The 19852-nt window shown below is 55.0% G+C and carries 18 protein-coding genes; all 18 read left to right on the top strand.

What is annotated here, in order from left to right:
• Positions 1 to 124: 124 nt before the first annotated feature.
• The gene (sdhC, locus tag M2416_RS04035) at positions 125 to 529 is read left to right on the top strand and encodes a succinate dehydrogenase cytochrome b556 subunit (RefSeq protein ID WP_045854497.1); all 405 of its coding nucleotides are present in this window, start codon (positions 125 to 127) and stop codon (positions 527 to 529) included.
• Positions 523 to 870, top strand: coding sequence for a succinate dehydrogenase membrane anchor subunit (sdhD, locus tag M2416_RS04030; RefSeq protein ID WP_041144632.1), 348 nt, complete (start codon positions 523 to 525; stop codon positions 868 to 870). Before sdhC ends, sdhD begins: the two co-directional genes overlap by 7 nt.
• Positions 870 to 2636, top strand: a complete 1767-nt coding sequence (gene sdhA / locus M2416_RS04025) for a succinate dehydrogenase flavoprotein subunit (protein ID WP_041144633.1) — start codon at positions 870 to 872, stop codon at positions 2634 to 2636. The genes sdhD and sdhA overlap by 1 nt, the downstream gene beginning before the upstream one ends.
• Before the next feature lie 15 nt (positions 2637 to 2651).
• A complete protein-coding gene (gene sdhB / locus M2416_RS04020; RefSeq protein ID WP_076944960.1) occupies positions 2652 to 3368 on the top strand; it encodes a succinate dehydrogenase iron-sulfur subunit SdhB in 717 nt (238 codons plus the stop codon).
• Between the two features lie 507 nt (positions 3369 to 3875).
• The gene (sucA, locus tag M2416_RS04015; protein ID WP_076944961.1) at positions 3876 to 6683 is read left to right on the top strand and encodes a 2-oxoglutarate dehydrogenase E1 component; all 2808 of its coding nucleotides are present in this window, start codon (positions 3876 to 3878) and stop codon (positions 6681 to 6683) included.
• Positions 6684 to 6697: 14 nt separating this feature from the next.
• Positions 6698 to 7918, top strand: coding sequence for a 2-oxoglutarate dehydrogenase complex dihydrolipoyllysine-residue succinyltransferase (gene odhB / locus M2416_RS04010; RefSeq protein ID WP_076944962.1), 1221 nt, complete (start codon positions 6698 to 6700; stop codon positions 7916 to 7918).
• A gap of 121 nt (positions 7919 to 8039) precedes the next feature.
• On the top strand, positions 8040 to 9206 hold the full coding sequence (sucC, locus tag M2416_RS04005) for an ADP-forming succinate--CoA ligase subunit beta (protein WP_041144637.1): 1167 nt from the start codon (positions 8040 to 8042) through the stop codon (positions 9204 to 9206).
• A complete protein-coding gene (sucD, locus tag M2416_RS04000) occupies positions 9206 to 10075 on the top strand; it encodes a succinate--CoA ligase subunit alpha (RefSeq protein WP_041144638.1) in 870 nt (289 codons plus the stop codon). Before sucC ends, sucD begins: the two co-directional genes overlap by 1 nt.
• Positions 10076 to 11352: 1277 nt before the next feature.
• Positions 11353 to 12921, top strand: a complete 1569-nt coding sequence (gene cydA / locus M2416_RS03995; protein WP_041144639.1) for a cytochrome ubiquinol oxidase subunit I — start codon at positions 11353 to 11355, stop codon at positions 12919 to 12921.
• A gap of 15 nt (positions 12922 to 12936) precedes the next feature.
• Positions 12937 to 14076 (top strand): cytochrome d ubiquinol oxidase subunit II, encoded by a 1140-nt coding sequence (gene cydB, locus M2416_RS03990; protein WP_076944963.1) that lies wholly within the window; start codon positions 12937 to 12939, stop codon positions 14074 to 14076.
• A 17-nt stretch (positions 14077 to 14093) separates the two neighbouring features.
• Positions 14094 to 14207: a cytochrome bd-I oxidase subunit CydX gene (gene cydX, locus M2416_RS03985; RefSeq protein WP_004100325.1), complete on the top strand. Its 114-nt coding sequence runs from the start codon at positions 14094 to 14096 to the stop codon at positions 14205 to 14207.
• 130 nt (positions 14208 to 14337) lie between these two features.
• The gene (gene ybgE / locus M2416_RS03980) at positions 14338 to 14622 is read left to right on the top strand and encodes a cyd operon protein YbgE (protein WP_041144641.1); all 285 of its coding nucleotides are present in this window, start codon (positions 14338 to 14340) and stop codon (positions 14620 to 14622) included.
• A gap of 285 nt (positions 14623 to 14907) precedes the next feature.
• Positions 14908 to 15312: a tol-pal system-associated acyl-CoA thioesterase gene (ybgC, locus tag M2416_RS03975; protein WP_041144642.1), complete on the top strand. Its 405-nt coding sequence runs from the start codon at positions 14908 to 14910 to the stop codon at positions 15310 to 15312.
• The gene (gene tolQ, locus M2416_RS03970; RefSeq protein WP_115193300.1) at positions 15309 to 16001 is read left to right on the top strand and encodes a Tol-Pal system protein TolQ; all 693 of its coding nucleotides are present in this window, start codon (positions 15309 to 15311) and stop codon (positions 15999 to 16001) included. Before ybgC ends, tolQ begins: the two co-directional genes overlap by 4 nt.
• A gap of 3 nt (positions 16002 to 16004) precedes the next feature.
• On the top strand, positions 16005 to 16433 hold the full coding sequence (gene tolR / locus M2416_RS03965) for a colicin uptake protein TolR (RefSeq protein WP_015367661.1): 429 nt from the start codon (positions 16005 to 16007) through the stop codon (positions 16431 to 16433).
• A gap of 102 nt (positions 16434 to 16535) precedes the next feature.
• Positions 16536 to 17870: a cell envelope integrity protein TolA gene (tolA, locus tag M2416_RS03960; RefSeq protein WP_259222227.1), complete on the top strand. Its 1335-nt coding sequence runs from the start codon at positions 16536 to 16538 to the stop codon at positions 17868 to 17870.
• A 129-nt stretch (positions 17871 to 17999) separates the two neighbouring features.
• A complete protein-coding gene (tolB, locus tag M2416_RS03955) occupies positions 18000 to 19292 on the top strand; it encodes a Tol-Pal system beta propeller repeat protein TolB (protein ID WP_041144645.1) in 1293 nt (430 codons plus the stop codon).
• Between the two features lie 34 nt (positions 19293 to 19326).
• Positions 19327 to 19851 carry a peptidoglycan-associated lipoprotein Pal gene (gene pal / locus M2416_RS03950; protein ID WP_004859700.1) on the top strand — a complete coding sequence of 175 codons (525 nt, stop codon included), beginning with the start codon at positions 19327 to 19329 and terminating at the stop codon, positions 19849 to 19851.
• Position 19852 lies beyond the last annotated feature (1 nt).

Here is a 19852-nt window from a genome sequence, read left to right as displayed (position 1 = left end):
AGCCACCCAGCGTTGTTTGGTCACGTTTTCGCTCCTGAAAAGGAGTTTATTCATGACTACAGGTTATAGAAAGGACGCTGTCTGACCCGCAAGCAGACCGGAGGAAGGAAACAATAAGAACAGCATGTGGGCGTTATTCATGGTAAGAAATGTGAAAAAACAAAGACCTGTCAATCTGGATCTGCAAACGATCCGGTTCCCAATCACGGCGATAGCGTCCATTCTCCATCGCGTATCCGGTGTGATCACCTTCGTGGCGGTCGGGATTCTGCTTTGGTTGCTGGGCACCAGCCTTTCCTCTCCCGAAGGTTTCCTCACTGCGGCATCCATTATGGATAGCTTCTTCGTGAAATTCATTATGTGGGGCATTCTGACCGCATTGGCTTATCACGCAGTGGTCGGTATCCGCCACCTGATGATGGACTTTGGCTACCTGGAAGAAACCCTCGAAGTAGGGACACGCTCCGCCAAGATTTCTTTTGTTATTACTGTCGTGCTTTCACTTCTCGCAGGAGTCCTCGTATGGTAAGCAACGCCTCAGCACTGGGACGCAACGGCGTACATGACTTCATTCTGGTTCGTGCTACCGCCATCGTTCTGACCCTCTACATCATCTATATGGTCGGCTTCTTTGCCACCACGGGTGAAATCTCATGGGAAGTCTGGACGGGTTTTTTCTCCTCCGCGTTCACTAAAGTCTTCACCCTGTTGGCCCTCGTCTCCATCCTGATCCACGCCTGGATCGGTATGTGGCAGGTGCTGACGGACTACGTTAAACCACTGGCTGTGCGCCTGGTTCTGCAACTGCTTATCGTCGTTGCGCTGGTGGCTTACGTTCTTTATGGATTTGTTGTGGTGTGGGGTGTGTAATGAAATTGCCTGTCAGAGAATTTGATGCTGTTGTGATTGGTGCCGGTGGCGCAGGTATGCGCGCGGCGCTGCAGATTTCCCAGAGCGGCCAGTCCTGTGCGCTGCTCTCCAAAGTGTTCCCTACTCGTTCCCATACCGTTTCCGCGCAGGGTGGCATCACCGTTGCGCTCGGTAATACCCATGAAGATAACTGGGAATGGCACATGTACGACACCGTTAAAGGGTCGGACTACATTGGTGACCAGGACGCCATTGAATATATGTGCAAAACCGGTCCGGAAGCGATTCTTGAACTGGATCATATGGGCCTGCCGTTCTCGCGCCTCGAAGATGGCACCATTTATCAACGTCCGTTTGGCGGCCAGTCGAAAAACTTCGGCGGCGAGCAGGCGGCACGTACCGCGGCGGCAGCTGACCGTACCGGCCACGCCCTGCTGCATACGCTGTATCAGCAAAACCTGAAAAACCACACCACTATCTTCTCCGAATGGTACGCGCTGGATCTGGTGAAAAACGCCGACGGTGCCATCGTTGGCTGTACCGCGCTGTGTATCGAAACCGGCGAAGTGGTGTACTTCAAGGCCCGCGCAACCGTGCTGGCTACCGGTGGTGCAGGTCGTATTTATCAATCCACCACCAACGCCCACATCAATACCGGTGATGGCGTTGGGATGGCGATCCGCGCCGGCGTGCCGGTGCAGGATATGGAAATGTGGCAGTTCCACCCAACCGGTATCGCCGGGGCCGGGGTTCTGGTCACCGAAGGCTGCCGCGGTGAAGGCGGCTATCTGCTGAATAAACACGGCGAGCGCTTTATGGAGCGCTATGCTCCGAATGCGAAAGACCTGGCGGGTCGTGACGTGGTGGCGCGTTCCATCATGATCGAAATCCGCGAAGGTCGCGGCTGCGACGGTCCGTGGGGCCCGCACGCCAAGCTGAAGCTTGACCACCTGGGTAAAGAAGTTCTCGAATCCCGCCTGCCGGGTATCCTTGAACTGTCCCGTACCTTTGCGCACGTTGACCCGGTGAAAGAGCCGATTCCGGTTATCCCAACCTGCCACTACATGATGGGCGGTATTCCGACCCGCGTAAGCGGCCAGGCGCTGACCGTTAACGCGCAGGGCGAAGATGTGGTTATTCCTGGGCTGTTCGCCGTCGGTGAAATCGCCTGCGTATCGGTTCACGGCGCTAACCGTCTGGGCGGTAACTCGCTGCTTGACCTGGTGGTGTTCGGCCGCGCGGTCGGCGTACATCTGCAGGAATCTATCGCCGAACAGGGCGAGCTTCGCGACGCGACGGAAGAAGAGATCGACGCTTCTCTGGCGCGCCTCAACCGCTGGAACGGCAACCGTAACGGTGAAGACCCGGCCGAGATCCGCAAAGCGCTGCAGGAATGTATGCAGCACAACTTCTCGGTGTTCCGCGAAGGTGATGCGATGGCGAAAGGGCTTGAGCAGCTGAAGGCAATCCGCGAGCGTCTGAAAAATGCGCGCCTGGACGATACCTCCAGCGAGTTCAACACCCAGCGCGTCGAGTGCCTGGAGCTGGATAACCTGATGGAAACTGCTTACGCCACCGCGGTGTCGGCAAACTTCCGTACCGAAAGCCGTGGCGCGCATAGCCGCTTCGACTTCCCGGAACGTGACGATGAAAACTGGCTGTGCCATTCCCTGTACCTGCCAGAGTCGGAAGCGATGACGCGTCGTAGCGTTAACATGCAACCGAAGCTGCGCCCGGCATTCCCGCCGAAGATTCGTACTTATTAATGCGGAGACAGGAAAATGAAACTCGAGTTTTCAGTTTATCGTTATAACCCGGACGTTGACGATGCTCCGCATATGCAGGATTACACCCTGGAAGCGGAAGAAGGTCGCGACATGATGCTGCTGGACGCGCTGATGCAGCTGAAGGAAAAAGACCCGTCGCTCTCATTTCGTCGTTCCTGCCGTGAAGGGGTCTGTGGCTCCGACGGTCTGAACATGAATGGTAAAAACGGTCTGGCGTGCATCACGCCGATCTCCGCGCTGAATCAGCCGGGCAAGAAAATTGTTATCCGTCCGCTGCCAGGTTTACCGGTTATCCGCGATTTGGTTGTAGACATGGGGCAATTCTATGCACAATATGAGAAGATTAAGCCTTACTTGTTGAATAATGGGCAAAATCCTCCTGCTCGTGAGCATCTGCAGATGCCGGAGCAGCGTGAGAAACTCGACGGACTGTACGAGTGTATTCTGTGCGCATGTTGTTCAACGTCCTGCCCGTCGTTCTGGTGGAACCCGGACAAGTTTGTCGGCCCGGCAGGTTTACTGGCGGCGTATCGCTTCCTGATCGACAGCCGCGATACCGAAACCGACAGCCGCCTGGAAGGGTTAAGCGATGCTTTCAGCGTATTCCGCTGTCATAGCATTATGAACTGCGTCAGTGTTTGTCCTAAGGGATTGAACCCGACGCGCGCCATCGGCCATATCAAGTCGATGCTGCTGCAGCGCAGTGCGTAAGTAACCCGGTCTGTCCCGGATGGCGCTATCGCTTATCCGGGCTACCCGAAGCAGTAGCCCCGGCAGCGTTTGTGCCGCCGGGAAATGAATACCCTAAATAATTCGAGTTACAGGAAGGCGGCGACGCCGCGAATCCCCAGGAGCTTACTCAGGTAAGTGACTGGGGTGAGTGAGGAAAGCCAACGCACATGTAACTTGAAGTATGAAGGGGATGGCAGGAAATCTTTAAAAACCGCCAAATATGTACCAGTAATCAAGGCGTTCAGAGCGAGGTAAGGCGGCAACTGAACGCATCCCCGGGAGCATAGTGAACGATGTGACCGGGGTAAGTGAAGGCAGCTAACGCAACCGCAGCCTGAACGCCGAAGATTAATGGCAGTTTTTAAAGGTTCCTTAGCGGACGCAGAAGCCACAACTCGTCCGTAATGAGTGAACCCCGGCACGTACAATCCATGTGCGTGGTAGTTTCTACGGCGAAATAAGCATATAAATGCTTAAGGGATCACGATGCAGAACGGCGCAATGAAAGCCTGGCTGGACTCTTCTTACCTCTCTGGTTCGAACCAGAGCTGGATAGAACAGCTCTATGAAGACTTCTTAACCGATCCTGACTCTGTTGACGCCAACTGGCGTTCTATGTTCCAGCAGTTACCTGGCACCGGAGTCAAACCGGATCAATTTCATTCCAAAACGCGTGATTATTTCCGTCGATTGGCGAAGGATGCCTCACGTTACACTTCTTCGATTTCCGACCCTGACACCAATGTGAAGCAGGTTAAAGTCCTGCAGCTCATCAACGCCTATCGCTTCCGCGGTCATCAGCATGCGAATCTCGATCCGCTGGGACTGTGGAAACAGGATAGAGTGGCAGATTTAGACCCGGCATACCACGATTTGACCGAGGCCGATTTCCAGGAAAGTTATAACGTAGGTTCCTTTGCCATCGGTAAAGATACGATGAAGCTGGGCGAGCTGCTGTCAGCGCTCAAACAGACCTACTGCGGCGCTATCGGCGCGGAATACATGCATATCACCTCTACCGAAGAGAAGCGCTGGATCCAGCAGCGTATTGAATCGGTAGCAGGGAAAGCCAGCTTTAGCGCGGCAGAGAAAAAACGCTTCTTAAGCGAACTGACCGCCGCTGAAGGTCTGGAACGCTACCTCGGCGCGAAATTCCCGGGCGCGAAACGCTTCTCGCTGGAAGGCGGCGATGCGCTAATCCCGATGCTCAAAGAGATGATCCGCCACGCTGGCAAAAGCGGCACCCGCGAAGTGGTGCTGGGTATGGCGCACCGCGGTCGTCTGAACGTGCTGGTCAACGTCCTCGGTAAAAAGCCGCAGGATCTGTTTGACGAGTTCGCCGGCAAGCATAAAGAACACCTCGGCACCGGCGACGTGAAGTACCACATGGGCTTCTCTTCCGATATGGAAACCGAAGGCGGTCTGGTACACCTTGCGCTGGCGTTTAACCCGTCGCACCTTGAAATCGTCAGCCCGGTGGTTATCGGTTCCGTGCGCGCCCGTCTGGATCGTCTGGACGAGCCAGGCAGCAATAAAGTGCTGCCGATTACCATTCACGGCGACGCCGCGATCACCGGTCAGGGCGTGGTTCAGGAAACCCTGAACATGTCGAAAGCCCGCGGTTACGAAGTGGGCGGTACCGTACGTATTGTTATCAACAATCAGGTGGGCTTCACGACCTCGAACCCGCTGGACGCGCGCTCTACGCCGTACTGTACCGATATCGGTAAGATGGTTCAGGCGCCGATCTTCCACGTTAACGCGGATGACCCGGAAGCCGTGGCTTTCGTTACCCGCCTGGCGCTGGATTTCCGCAATACCTTTAAACGCGATGTTCTGATCGACCTGGTGTGCTACCGCCGTCACGGCCATAATGAAGCCGACGAGCCGAGCGCAACCCAGCCGCTGATGTATCAGAAAATCAAAAAGCATCCGACTCCGCGCAAAATCTATGCTGACAAACTCGAGCAGGACAAAGTTTCGACGCTGGAAGATGCAACCGAGCAGGTCAACCTCTACCGCGATGCGCTGGATGCCGGCGAATGCGTGGTAGAAGAGTGGCGTCCGATGAACCTGCACTCCTTTACCTGGTCGCCGTACCTCAACCACGAGTGGGATGAGAGCTACCCGAGCAAGGTAGAGATGAAGCGCCTGCAGGAACTGGCTAAGCGCATCAGCACCGTGCCTGAAAGCATTGAAATGCAGTCTCGCGTCGCCAAAATTTACGGCGATCGCCAGGCGATGGCGGCCGGCGAGAAGCTGTTTGACTGGGGCGGGGCGGAGAACCTGGCCTACGCGACGCTGGTTGATGAAGGCATTCCGATTCGTCTGTCCGGTGAGGACTCCGGTCGTGGCACCTTCTTCCACCGCCACTCGGTTATTCATAACCAGGTGAACGGCTCAACCTATATTCCGCTGCAGCACGTGCACAACGGTCAGGAGCATTTCAAAGTCTGGGACTCCGTGCTCTCTGAAGAAGCGGTACTGGCGTTTGAATACGGCTATGCCACCGCGGAACCGCGTACCCTGACTATCTGGGAAGCGCAGTTCGGTGACTTCGCCAACGGCGCTCAGGTTGTGATCGACCAGTTCATCAGCTCCGGCGAGCAGAAGTGGGGCCGGATGTGTGGCCTGGTGATGCTGCTGCCGCACGGCTACGAAGGCCAGGGCCCGGAGCACTCCTCCGCGCGTCTGGAGCGCTATCTGCAGCTCTGCGCCGAGCAGAACATGCAGGTTTGCGTCCCGTCTACCCCGGCACAGGTTTACCACATGCTGCGTCGTCAGGCGCTGCGCGGTATGCGCCGTCCGCTGGTGGTGATGTCACCGAAGTCGCTGCTGCGCCACCCGCTGGCGGTTTCCAGCCTCGACGAGCTGGCAAACGGCACCTTCCTGCCGGCTATCGGCGAAGTGGACGATCTCGACCCGAAAGCCGTGAAGCGCGTGGTACTGTGCTCTGGTAAAGTTTATTACGACCTGCTGGAGCAGCGTCGTAAGAACGACCAAAAAGATGTCGCTATCGTGCGCGTAGAGCAGCTCTATCCGTTCCCGCATCAGGCGGTACAGGAAGCGCTGAAGCCTTATGCGCAGGTGCATGATTTTGTCTGGTGTCAGGAAGAACCGCTCAACCAGGGCGCGTGGTACTGCAGCCAGCATCACTTCCGCGAAGTGATTCCGTTTGGGGCCTCTCTGCGTTATGCAGGCCGCCCGGCCTCCGCCTCTCCGGCGGTAGGATATATGTCCGTTCACCAGAAACAGCAACAAGATCTGGTCAATGACGCGCTGAACGTCGATTAATTAAAGGATACATAATGAGTAGCGTAGATATTCTGGTTCCCGACCTGCCTGAGTCCGTAGCTGACGCGACCGTTGCGACCTGGCATAAAAAACCGGGCGATAGCGTCCAGCGTGATGAAGTGCTGGTGGAAATCGAAACTGACAAAGTGGTACTGGAAGTACCGGCATCAGCGGACGGCATTCTGGAAGCAGTGCTGGAAGACGAAGGCGCAACCGTGCTTTCTCGTCAAATTCTGGGCCGCCTGCGTGAAGGCAACAGCGCGGGCAAAGAGTCCGGTGCGAAGGCCGATGCGAAAGAGTCCACCCCGGCTCAGCGTCAGCAGGCTTCTCTGGAAGAGCAGAGTAACGATGCGCTCAGCCCGGCGATCCGTCGCCTGCTGGCTGAACATAACCTCGATGCGAGCGCGATCAAAGGCTCCGGCGTTGGCGGCCGTCTGACCCGTGAAGATGTTGAAAAACATCTGGCGGCAGCGCCGGCTAAAGCGGAAACCAAGGCGCCGGCTGCGGCCGCTGCTCCGGTTGCTCAGCTGGGCCACCGCTCTGAAAAACGCGTTCCAATGACCCGCCTGCGCAAACGCGTGGCCGAGCGTCTGCTGGAAGCGAAAAACTCTACCGCCATGCTGACGACCTTCAACGAAGTCAACATGAAGCCGATTATGGATCTGCGTAAGCAGTACGGCGACGCGTTCGAAAAACGTCACGGCATCCGCCTGGGCTTTATGTCTTTCTACGTGAAAGCGGTCGTGGAAGCGCTGAAGCGCTATCCGGAAGTGAACGCCTCCATCGATGGCGACGACGTGGTTTATCACAACTACTTCGACGTCAGCATGGCCGTATCGACGCCGCGTGGCCTGGTTACGCCGGTTCTGCGCGATGTCGATCTGCTGGGCATGGCGGATATCGAAAAGAATATTAAAGAGCTGGCACTGAAAGGCCGCGACGGCAAGCTGACCGTTGACGATCTGATCGGCGGTAACTTCACCATTACCAACGGCGGCGTCTTCGGGTCTCTGATGTCTACGCCAATCATCAACCCACCGCAGAGCGCAATTCTGGGTATGCATGCTATTAAAGATCGTCCGATGGCGGTCAATGGCAAGGTAGAAATTCTGCCGATGATGTACCTCGCGCTCTCCTACGACCACCGTCTGATCGATGGACGTGAATCGGTAGGCTTCCTGGTAGCGATTAAAGATCTGCTGGAAGACCCGACTCGTCTGCTGCTGGACGTGTAGCGATCATGGCCCGGCAGCGTTCAGCGTGCCGGGCCAATAAAAACATTATCAGCGCTGTAAACGGCGATTTGTCGCCTTACAGACTCAATGATAACGATTACCTGAAGGATGGACTGAACACATGAACTTACATGAATATCAGGCAAAACAACTGTTTGCCCGCTATGGCTTACCGGCGCCGGTGGGTTATGCCTGTACTACTCCGCGCGAAGCAGAAGAAGCCGCTTCAAAAATCGGTGCGGGTCCGTGGGTAGTGAAATGTCAGGTTCACGCTGGCGGCCGCGGTAAAGCGGGCGGTGTGAAAGTAGTTAACAGCAAAGAAGACATTCGCGCATTTGCTGAACATTGGCTGGGCAAACGCCTGGTGACCTACCAGACGGATGCGCACGGCCAGCCGGTTAACCAAATCCTGGTTGAAGCGGCGACCGATATCGCCAAAGAGCTCTATCTTGGCGCCGTGGTTGACCGTAGCTCCCGTCGCGTGGTGTTCATGGCTTCCACAGAAGGCGGCGTGGAAATCGAAAAAGTGGCGGAAGAGACGCCGCACCTGATCCACAAAATTGCTATCGACCCGCTGGCGGGCCCGATGCCTTACCAGGGCCGTGAGCTGGCGTTCAAACTGGGTCTGGAGGGTAAGCAGGTTCAGCAGTTCACCAAAATCTTCATGGGCCTGGCGAACATTTTCCTCGAGCGCGATCTGGCGCTGATTGAAATCAACCCGCTGGTTATCACCAAACAGGGCGACCTGATCTGCCTCGACGGCAAGCTGGGCGCCGATGGCAATGCCCTGTTCCGTCAGCCGGATCTGCGTGAAATGCGCGACCAGTCTCAGGAAGATCCGCGTGAAGCCCAGGCTGCACAGTGGGAGCTGAACTACGTTGCGCTGGACGGCAACATCGGCTGTATGGTTAACGGCGCAGGCCTGGCGATGGGTACCATGGACATCGTTAAGCTGCACGGCGGCGAACCGGCTAACTTCCTTGACGTTGGCGGCGGCGCAACCAAAGAGCGCGTTACCGAAGCGTTCAAAATCATCCTTTCCGACAGCAATGTTAAAGCCGTACTGGTTAACATCTTCGGCGGTATCGTGCGTTGCGACCTGATCGCTGACGGCATTATCGGCGCGGTAGAGGAAGTGGGCGTTAACGTTCCGGTGGTCGTTCGTCTGGAAGGTAATAACGCCGAACTGGGCGCGAAGAAACTGGCTGACAGCGGCCTGAATATTATTGCAGCGAAAAGTCTGACGGACGCAGCGCAGCAGGTTGTTGCTGCAGTGGAGGGGAAATAATGTCCATTTTAATTGATAAAAACACCAAGGTTATCTGCCAGGGCTTCACCGGTAGCCAGGGGACTTTCCACTCTGAACAAGCGATCGCTTACGGTACGCAAATGGTCGGCGGCGTGACGCCGGGCAAAGGCGGCACCACGCATCTGGGCCTGCCGGTGTTCAACACCGTGCGCGAAGCCGTAGACGCAACCGGCGCCACCGCGACCGTTATCTACGTACCGGCTCCGTTCTGCAAAGACTCCATTCTGGAAGCTATCGATGCGGGCATTAAGCTCATCATCACCATCACCGAAGGTATCCCGACGCTGGATATGCTGACCGTGAAGGTGAAGCTTGATGAAGCCGGCGTGCGCATGATCGGCCCTAACTGCCCGGGCGTTATCACCCCAGGCGCATGCAAAATCGGCATCATGCCGGGCCACATTCACCAGCCGGGTAAAGTGGGTATCGTTTCCCGTTCCGGTACGCTGACCTATGAAGCGGTTAAGCAGACTACTGACTACGGCTTCGGCCAGTCTACCTGCGTCGGTATCGGCGGTGACCCGATCCCGGGCTCTAACTTCATCGATATCCTGAAGCTGTTCCAGGAAGACCCGCAGACCGAAGCGATCGTGATGATCGGTGAGATCGGCGGCAGCGCTGAAGAAGAAGCGGCAGCCTACATCAAAGAGCACGTGACCAAGCCGGTAGTGGGTTATATCGCCGGTGTGACCGCGCCGAAAGGCAAGCGTATGGGCCACGCAGGCGCCATCATCGCCGGCGGTAAAGGCACGGCTGACGAGAAGTTTGCTGCCCTGGAAGCGGCCGGTGTGAAAACCGTTCGTAGCCTGGCAGACATCGGCGAAGCGCTGAAATCTATCATTAAGTAAATGTAATAAAACGGCCCCTGCTATTCGATCGCTGAGAGTGAATAGCTCGGGGCCGGTCCAGTTTCGACATGGTTGGCCACCTTCCGGTGGCCTTTTTTATGCGCCGCTCCCGCTGATATTGCCGACCTTTTCCGTTACGCCGACTACGGTGAACAACAACGCCCGTGACTCGGGCCGTTTTTTTACGCACCCTCCTCAGGAGCATCGGCTATCAATGCAGGATGAGTTGAAGGTTTAATGACCTCATTTAAATCAATGTTAATCAAGGGGTTACTTTAATTTTGTTTGCAGGGTATAGGCCATAAATAGAGGCTTAAATAAGGCTGAGTTTATATTTTTACACGATATTTTATTTTTATCATCGATGTTAAATAACGATTTAATAACGTTATAAAATCGTTTTTAAATTAATTCTCAACGGGTATAAAACGGTGCCTGGGCGAGGGCGGTTTTCTGCATATGTTCTTTTAAACCCCGGAGGTGATGGCAGAACCCTTTGTTATATATTTATTTTTTTGTAGGGTGGAAGAGGGGAGGGCTGACCAGCATGGGGCATGATTCATTACGCCGTCAGCGTAGTGGCGCGAGGCATGGCCAGAACTTCACGGCGGTAGCGGAGCGGCATCCCTGCTGCGTCGATTGTGAGATAGTTTCCCTGCGGTGTTAAGTGTTGGTAAAAACAATGATAAATAAAATAAGTTGAAAATAAATAGGCAATAACTTGATAAAAAAAATCCGTGAGCTATGCGGCATTATTTGCCGATAGTCTCCCGTCCCGGCATTGTCCCTTCCGCTTAAAAGACGATCCGGCTTTAAATAAATCGACTATCATTTTCAGTAACTGATGACACCTTCGCAAAACATATCTTTAACCTATCGTTTACTAGCGTTGTACATAGTAAACATAATTAACATTCAAAATGAAAATTGATTTAAATCAAAGTTTAACTGTTGGAAAAAAATGAGAAATGGAGTTAAATTGTCGCCGATCAAATTGGCCGAAAACCGGTATTTTCGCTATAAATTGATCGCTGTCGAAAAGCGCAAATTTATCTCAATAAAAACCTATTTATTGTAAGGGATTTGCAGCGTAATATAACCACGGGATCAATTTGGGTGTTTTTTTAACATGTTTGTAACTTTTCTCCATTACCGTTTCCTCTCAGGAAGAAAGGGTACGGCGAAAAGGCGCAAATAAATTTGTATTGGGGCATGTGTGTGACCCTTTCTAACGGGGTTCACTCTCGGAGTCTTCATGCGATGAGCAAGGAGTCATGATGTTAGATATAGTCGAACTGTCGCGCTTACAGTTTGCCTTGACCGCGATGTACCACTTCCTTTTTGTGCCACTGACGCTCGGTATGGCGTTCCTGCTGGCCATCATGGAAACGGTTTACGTCCTTTCCGGCAAACAGATTTATAAAGATATGACCAAATTCTGGGGCAAGTTGTTTGGTATCAACTTTGCGCTGGGTGTAGCAACCGGTTTGACCATGGAGTTCCAGTTCGGGACAAACTGGTCTTATTACTCTCACTACGTGGGCGATATCTTCGGTGCGCCGCTGGCCATTGAAGGGCTGATGGCCTTCTTCCTCGAATCCACCTTTGTCGGTCTGTTCTTCTTCGGCTGGGATCGTCTGGGCAAAGTACAGCACATGGCGGTGACCTGGCTGGTCGCTCTGGGGTCCAACCTTTCCGCACTGTGGATCCTCGTGGCTAACGGCTGGATGCAAAACCCGATCGCTTCGGACTTCAACTTCGAAACCATGCGTATGGAGATGGTCAGCTTCTCCGAGCTGGTGTTGAACCCGGTTGCTCAGGTGAAGTTTGTCCACACCGTCGCCTCTGGTTACGTCTGCGGCGCGATGTTCGTTCTGGGCATCAGCTCCTACTATATGCTGCGCGGTCGCGACTTCGCCTTCGCTAAACGCTCCTTTGCCATCGCGGCAAGCTTCGGTATGGCCGCTATTCTCTCCGTTATCGTTCTCGGTGATGAGTCCGGTTACGAAATGGGCGACGTGCAGAAGACCAAACTCGCGGCTATCGAAGCCGAATGGGAAACGCAGCCGGCACCGGCCGCCTTCACCCTGTTTGGTATTCCCGATCAGGATGCGCAAAAAAACCGCTTCGCGATTCAAATTCCGTATGCGTTGGGGATTATTGCCACCCGTTCCGTGGATAAGCAGGTTACCGGTCTGAAAGAGCTGCTCGTTCAGCACGAAGCGCGTATCCGCAACGGCATGAAGGCCTACACCCTGCTTGAAGAGCTGCGTGCCGGTTCGAAAGATCAGGCCGTTCGTGACGAATTCAACAGCGTCAAGAAAGACCTTGGCTACGGGCTGCTGCTGAAACGCTATACGCCGAACGTCTCCGACGCGACGGAAGCTCAGATTGCGCTGGCAACGAAGGACTCGATCCCTCGCGTGGCTCCGCTGTACTTTGCCTTCCGTATCATGGTTGCCTGCGGCATCCTGATGCTGGGTATCATTGCAGCCTCCTTCTGGACGGTTATCCGCAACCAGGTCGGCGAGAAAAAATGGCTGCTGCGCATCGCGCTTTACGCTATTCCGCTGCCGTGGATTGCCATCGAATCCGGCTGGTTCGTTGCTGAATACGGCCGTCAGCCGTGGGCGATAGGTGAGGTCTTGCCGACCGCGGTGGCGAACTCCTCGCTGACCGCCGCTGACCTGATCTTCTCGATGTTGCTGATTTGCGGTCTGTACACCCTGTTCCTGGTGGCGGAGCTGTACCTGATGTTCAAATTCGCACGCCGTGGCCCAAGCAGCCTGAAAACCGGTCGCTACCATTTTGAGCAGTCTTCCGCGACTACTCAGCCGGCACGCTAAGACAGGAGTCGTCAAATGATCGATTATGAAGTATTGCGTTTAATCTGGTGGCTGCTGATCGGCATTCTGCTGATTGGTTTTGCCGTCACCGATGGCTTCGACATGGGGGTGGGCATGCTCACCCGCTTCCTCGGTCGTAACGACACCGAGCGTCGAATCATGATCAACTCCATTGCTCCACACTGGGACGGAAACCAGGTATGGCTGATTACCGCGGGCGGCGCGCTGTTTGCTGCCTGGCCGACGGTCTATGCCGCGGCGTTTTCCGGCTTCTACGTGGCAATGATTCTGGTGTTGGCGTCTCTGTTCTTCCGTCCGGTTGGTTTCGACTACCGCTCGAAGATTGAAGACACCCGCTGGCGTAACATGTGGGACTGGGGCATCTTCATCGGTAGCTTCGTGCCGCCACTGGTGATCGGCGTGGCGTTCGGTAACCTGCTGCAGGGCGTGCCGTTCCACATGGATGAATACATGCGCCTGTACTACACGGGTAACTTCTTCCAGCTGCTGAATCCGTTTGGCCTGCTGGCCGGCGTTGTGAGCGTGGCGATGATCCTGACCCAGGGCGCGACCTACCTGCAGATGCGTACCGTCGGTGAACTGCACCTGCGTGCTCGCGTCACCTCACAGGTTGCGGCACTGGTCACGCTGGTCTGCTTCCTGCTGGCAGGCGTTTGGGTGGTCTACGGTATCGATGGTTACGTGGTGACCTCGGTTATCGACCGCGCAGCGCCGTCTAACCCGCTGACCAAAGAAGTGGCGCGTCAGGCCGGTGCGTGGATGGTCAACTTCAACAACATGCCGTCGCTGTGGGCCATCCCTGCGCTGGGCGTCGTGCTGCCGCTGTTGACTATTCTGACCTCACGACTGGAGAAGGGCGCTCTGGCGTTTGTCTCTTCCTCCATCACTCTGGCGTGTATCATCCTGACTGCGGGTATCGCTATGTTCCCATTCATCATGCCGTCCAGCACGATGATGAATGTTAGCCTGACCATGTGGGATGCGACCTCCAGCCAGCTGACGCTGAACCTGATGACCTATGTGGCGATTGTCTTCGTGCCGATTATTCTGGGCTACACCAGCTGGTGTTACTGGAAAATGTTTGGCCGCATCACCAGAGAAGACATCGAAAAGAACACCCACTCGCTGTACTAAGGTAAGGAGCTATATATATGTGGTATTTCGCATGGATTTTGGGAACGCTTCTTGCCTGTGCTTTTGGGGTTATCACCGCGCTGGCGCTTGAGCACGTGGAAGCCACCAAAGCAGGTAAAGAAGAACACTGATGAGAGTTATCGCAACGCGATATACGAAATCAGTCGGGTTGCATCGAGGCGGCAAGCCAGGGAATCCCCGGGAGCTTACGGAGGTAAGCGACTGGGGTAAGCGGACGCAGCCAACAAGGAGGCAACACGAATGATAAAATATATCTATGCGATAATGGATAAGCGCCCGCTCAGGGCGCTTTCTCTGGTGATGGCGCTGCTGCTGGCGGGCTGCATTTTCTGGGATCCGTCGCGCTTTGCGGCGAAAACCAGCGAGCTTGAAATCTGGCATGGTTTCCTGCTGATGTGGGCCGTTTGTGCCGGCGTTATCCACGGCGTGGGCTTTCGCCCGCGCGCCGTTTTCTGGCAGGGGATTTTCTGTCCACTTATCGCTGATATTGTCCTCATTACCGGGCTTTTCTTTTTCTTCTTTTGAAAGATAAGAGTATAAGAGAACTCTGGTAACCTCATGGGCTTGCATAAGCCCATAAAAATTTACTCGCCGTTTACTTTCTCCCATTCCAAACCACGATTCCCGCGCGTATAGTAGCGAAGTTTGAAAGCACTAATCTTTTTTTGCATTACCGGGATGTAAAGTGAACACAACGCGATATACAACGGCATTCTCAATGCATCGCGGCGGCAGGTACGCAAATCACCGGGAGCTTACAAGAGTAAGTGACTGGCGTGAGTGGACGAAGCCAACAAAGAGGCAGCAGGAATGAATAAGTATATGTTTCGATGGCCGGTTCGGGTCTACTACGAAGATACCGATGCCGGTGGTGTGGTTTACCACGCCAGCTACGTCGCTTTTTATGAAAGAGCACGTACAGAGATGCTGCGCCACCATCACTTCAGTCAGCAGGTTTTGTTGGCTGAGCGAGTTGCCTTCGTGGTTCGCAAAATGACGCTTGAATATTTTGCGCCCGCCAGACTCGACGACATGCTCGAAATCCAGACGGAAATATCTTCGATGCGAGGCACCTCTTTGGTCTTCACGCAGCGAATCGTCAACGCCGAGAATACAGTGTTAAACGAAGCTGAGGTTCTCATTGTGTGCGTTGATCCACTCTTAATGAAGCCTCGTGCGCTTCCCAAGTCTATTGTCGCGGAGTTTAAGCAGTGACTGACATGAATATCCTTGATTTGTTCCTGAAGGCCAGCCTTCTGGTTAAACTTATCATGTTGATTTTGATTGGTTTTTCTATCGCTTCCTGGGCTATCATTATTCAGAGAACGCGTATCCTCAATACCGCAACCCGCGAGGCTGAGGCCTTTGAAGACAAGTTCTGGTCGGGTATTGAGCTTTCTCGCCTGTACCAGGAAAGCCAGGGGCGTCGCGATAACCTGGCCGGTTCGGAACAGATTTTCTATAGTGGTTTCAAAGAGTTTGCTCGTCTGCATCGCGCAAACAACCATGCGCCAGAGGCGGTGGTTGAAGGGGCATCGCGCGCCATGCGTATCTCCATGAACCGCGAGCTGGAAACCCTGGAAACGCATATCCCGTTCCTCGGAACCGTCGGCTCCATCAGTCCGTATATCGGCCTGTTTGGTACCGTTTGGGGGATTATGCATGCCTTCATCGCCCTCGGGGCGGTGAAGCAGGCGACTCTGCAGATGGTTGCGCCGGGTATCGCCGAAGCGCTTATCGCCACGGCAATCGGCCTGTTTGCAGCAATCCCGGCGGTAATGGCCTATAACCGTTTGAACCAGCGGGTGAACAAACTTGAACTGAACTACGACAACTTTATGGAAGAGTTCACCGCGATTCTGCACCGTCAGGCGTTTACCAGCAGCGAAAGCAATAAGGGGTAAGCCATGGCCAGAGCACGTGGACGCGGACGTCGCGAACTGAAGTCCGAGATCAACATCGTTCCGCTGCTGGATGTCTTGTTGGTGCTGCTGCTGATCTTTATGGCAACAGCGCCGATCATTACGCAGAGCGTAGAGGTCGACCTGCCGGATGCTACCGAATCGCAGGCGGTTAAAAGCAACGACGAACCGCCGGTGATCGTTGAAGTTTCCGGCGTCGGGCAGTACAGCGTGAAAGTTGGCCAGGAAACGCTGTCGCAGCTGCCGCCGGAGCAGGTTATTGCCGAAGCGAAGCGCCGACTCGAGGCCAATGAGAAAACGGTGTTCCTGATCGGCGGTGCGAAGGACGTACCTTACGATGAAATTATTAAAGCGCTTAACCTGTTGCATAGCGCAGGGGTTAAATCGGTTGGCTTAATGACCAAGCCTATTTAATCGCTTCAGATATGTGCGCCCGCCGGACGCAGGCGACGAGATAAACAGGCTCGTCGCCTGCGAGAAAAGCGGGAACAGGCGAACAGTTTTTGGGAACCGATAGTGTCAAAGGCAACCGAACAAAACGACAAGCTTAAACGAGCCATCATAGTTTCAGTCGTGCTGCACATCATTCTGATCGCGCTGCTGATCTGGAGTTCGTTCGATGAGCATCTGGATACTTCGTCCGGTGGAGGAGGAGGCTCTTCCATTGATGCGGTGATGGTCGATCCTGGGGCGGTTGTTAACAACTACAACCGTCAGCAGCAGCAGCAGGCCAGTTCACGCCGCGCCGCGGAGCAACGCGAAAAGCAGGCTCAGCAGCAGGCCGAAGAGCTGCGTGAAAAACAAGCCGCAGAGCAGGAGCGCCTGAAGCAGCTGGAGCAGGATCGTCTGCAGGCTCAGGAAGCGGCTAAAGAAGCGAAAGAACAGCAGAAGCAGGCTGAAGAGGCGGCAGAGAAAGCGGCTGCAGCGGCGAAAGCGCAAGCTGACACTCAGGCAAAAGAAGCGCAGGAAGCGGCGGCGAAAGCCGCTGCCGATGCAAAAGCGAAGGCTGATGCCCAGGCTAAAGTAGCGGAAGCTGCGGCAGCCAAGGCCGCCGCCGATGCGAAAAGGCAGGCGGAAGCTGAAGCGGCGAAAGCCGCAGCTGATGCGCAGAAGAAGGCCGAGGCGAAAGCGGCGGCAGACGCGCAGAAGAAAGCTGAGGCCGATGCGGCTAAAAAAGCGCAGCAGCAGGCTGAGAAGAAAGCCCAGCAGGACGCGGCTAAACAGGCCGCCGCCGAGAAGGCTGCGGCAGAGAAAGCCGCAGAGAAAGCGGCTGCAGCCAAAGCCGCCTCTGAAAAGGCCGCGGCTGATAAAGCCGCAGCGGCTGCAGAGAAGGCAGCAGCAGCCAAAGCCGAGGCCGCCGAAAAAGCTGCCGCCGAAAAAGCGGCTAAGGCCGCCGCAGCGAAAGCCGCAGCCGGTAAAGCCGCTGCTGCGAAGAAGGCCGCGGCGGCTAAAGAGGCTGACGGCGTTGACGACCTGCTCGGCGACCTGAGTTCGGGTAAGAATGCGCCGAAAGGTGGCGGAGCGAAAGGTCAGGGGCAGCCGTCGAACTCAACCGGCACCTCGGGCAGCAACGGCGGGGCGTCTGGCGCAGATATCAGCGGCTACGCGTCGCAGATTCGTAATGCTATTCAGAGCCGATTGTACGGTGCTGATTTGTATGCAGGAAAGTCTTGTGTGCTGCATATCAAGCTGGGTCCTGATGGGCAATTGCTTGATATACAACAGGAAGGTGGGGATCCGGCTCTTTGCCAGGCAGCATTGACTGCGGCCAAAACGGCGAGGATTCCGAAACCACCTAGCCAGGCAGTTTATGAGAAAGTAAAAGATGCCAAACTAGACTTTAAACTGTGATAGTTTTCCCCGTGAAAACGGGGCAAAACAATCTATGGTTGTTACCGGGTTTTGGTAGTTTTGTGAATTTGAGTTTGTTAACATTCTGCTAAATTATCGTGGGCCTTCCGCCCGGATAAGGGAGATATGATGAAGCAGGCATTACGAGTAGCATTTGGTTTTTTAATGCTGTGGGCAGCTGTGCTGCACGCAGAAGTACGTATCGAGATCACCCAAGGGGTGGACTCGGCACGCCCGATCGGCGTTGTACCGTTCCAGTGGGCCGGACCGGGTGCTGCACCTGAAGATATTGGCGGTGTGGTGGCGGCTGACCTGCGCAACAGCGGTAAATTCAACCCGCTGGATCGCTCGCGCCTGCCTCAACAGCCGGGAACCGCGCAGGAAGTTCAACCTGCCGCATGGTCCGCGCTGGGTATTGACGCCGTGGTCGTCGGTCAGGTCACGCCAAACCCGGACGGTTCTTACAACGTTGCTTACCAGCTGGTTGACACCGGCGGTGCGCCGGGCACGATTCTGGCACAAAACTCTTATAAGGTGACTAAACAGTACCTTCGCTATGCGGGTCACACCGCCAGCGATGCGGTATTTGAGAAGCTGACCTCTATTAAGGGCGCGTTCCGTACCCGTATTGCTTACGTTGTACAGACCAACGGCGGCCAGTTCCCGTATGAGCTGCGCGTTTCCGACTACGATGGCTACAACCAGTTCGTTGTCCACCGTTCGCCGCAGCCGCTGATGTCTCCGGCATGGTCTCCGGACGGTTCTAAGCTGGCTTACGTTACCTTCGAAAGCGGTCGTTCTGCGCTGGTCGTTCAGACCCTGGCTAACGGCGCGGTGCGTCAGATTGCCTCGTTCCCGCAGCATAACGGCGCGCCGGCGTTCTCGCCGGACGGCAGCAAGCTGGCCTTCGCGCTGTCGAAAACCGGTAGCCTGAACCTGTACGTGATGGATCTGGGCTCTGGTCAGATTCGCCAGGTGACCAACGGTCGCAGCAACAACACCGAACCGACCTGGTTCCCGGACAGTCAAAACCTGGCCTTTACTTCTGACCAGGCCGGTCGTCCGCAGGTGTACAAAGTCAGCGTTGGCGGCGGTACTCCGCAGCGTATTTCCTGGGAAGGTTCGCAGAACCAGGATGCGGACGTCAGCAGTGACGGTAAATTTATGGTAATGGTGAGCTCGGCCAGCGGCCAGCAACACATTGCCAAACAAGATCTGGTAGCGGGTGGCGTACAAGTTCTGTCGTCAACGTTCCTGGACGAAACGCCAAGTCTGGCACCTAACGGCACTATGGTAATCTACAGCTCTTCTCAGGGGATGGGATCCGTGCTGAATCTGGTTTCTACAGATGGGCGTTTCAAAGCGCGTCTTCCGGCGACTGATGGACAGGTAAAATTCCCTGCCTGGTCTCCGTATCTGTGATAATAAATAATTGATTATTAAAGGAATCAAAGAAATGCAACTGAACAAAGTGCTGAAAGGGCTGATGATCGCTCTGCCGGTTATGGCAATCGCGGCGTGTTCTTCCAACAAGAACGCCAGCAACGACCAGAGCGGTGAAGGCATGCTGGGTGCCGGCACTGGTATGGATGCTAACGCTAACGGCGGCAACATGTCTTCCGAAGAGCAGGCTCGTCTGCAGATGCAGCAGCTGCAGCAGAACAACATCGTTTACTTCGATCTGGACAAGTACGATATCCGTTCTGACTTCGCTGCAATGCTGGATGCGCACGCTAACTTCCTGCGTAGCAACCCGTCCTATAAAGTGACCGTTGAAGGTCACGCGGATGAGCGCGGTACTCCGGAATACAACATCGCTCTGGGTGAGCGTCGTGCTAACGCCGTTAAGATGTATCTGCAGGGCAAAGGTGTTTCTGCTGACCAGATCTCCATCGTTTCTTACGGTAAAGAAAAACCTGCAGTACTGGGCCACGACGAAGCGGCTTACGCCAAAAACCGTCGCGCCGTACTGGTTTACTAAG

It is taken from the genome of Klebsiella sp. BIGb0132 (assembly GCF_024810075.1).
GTDB classification, from domain to species: Bacteria; Pseudomonadota; Gammaproteobacteria; order Enterobacterales; family Enterobacteriaceae; genus Klebsiella; species Klebsiella terrigena.
This window is presented reverse-complemented; position numbering and strand designations above follow the sequence as displayed.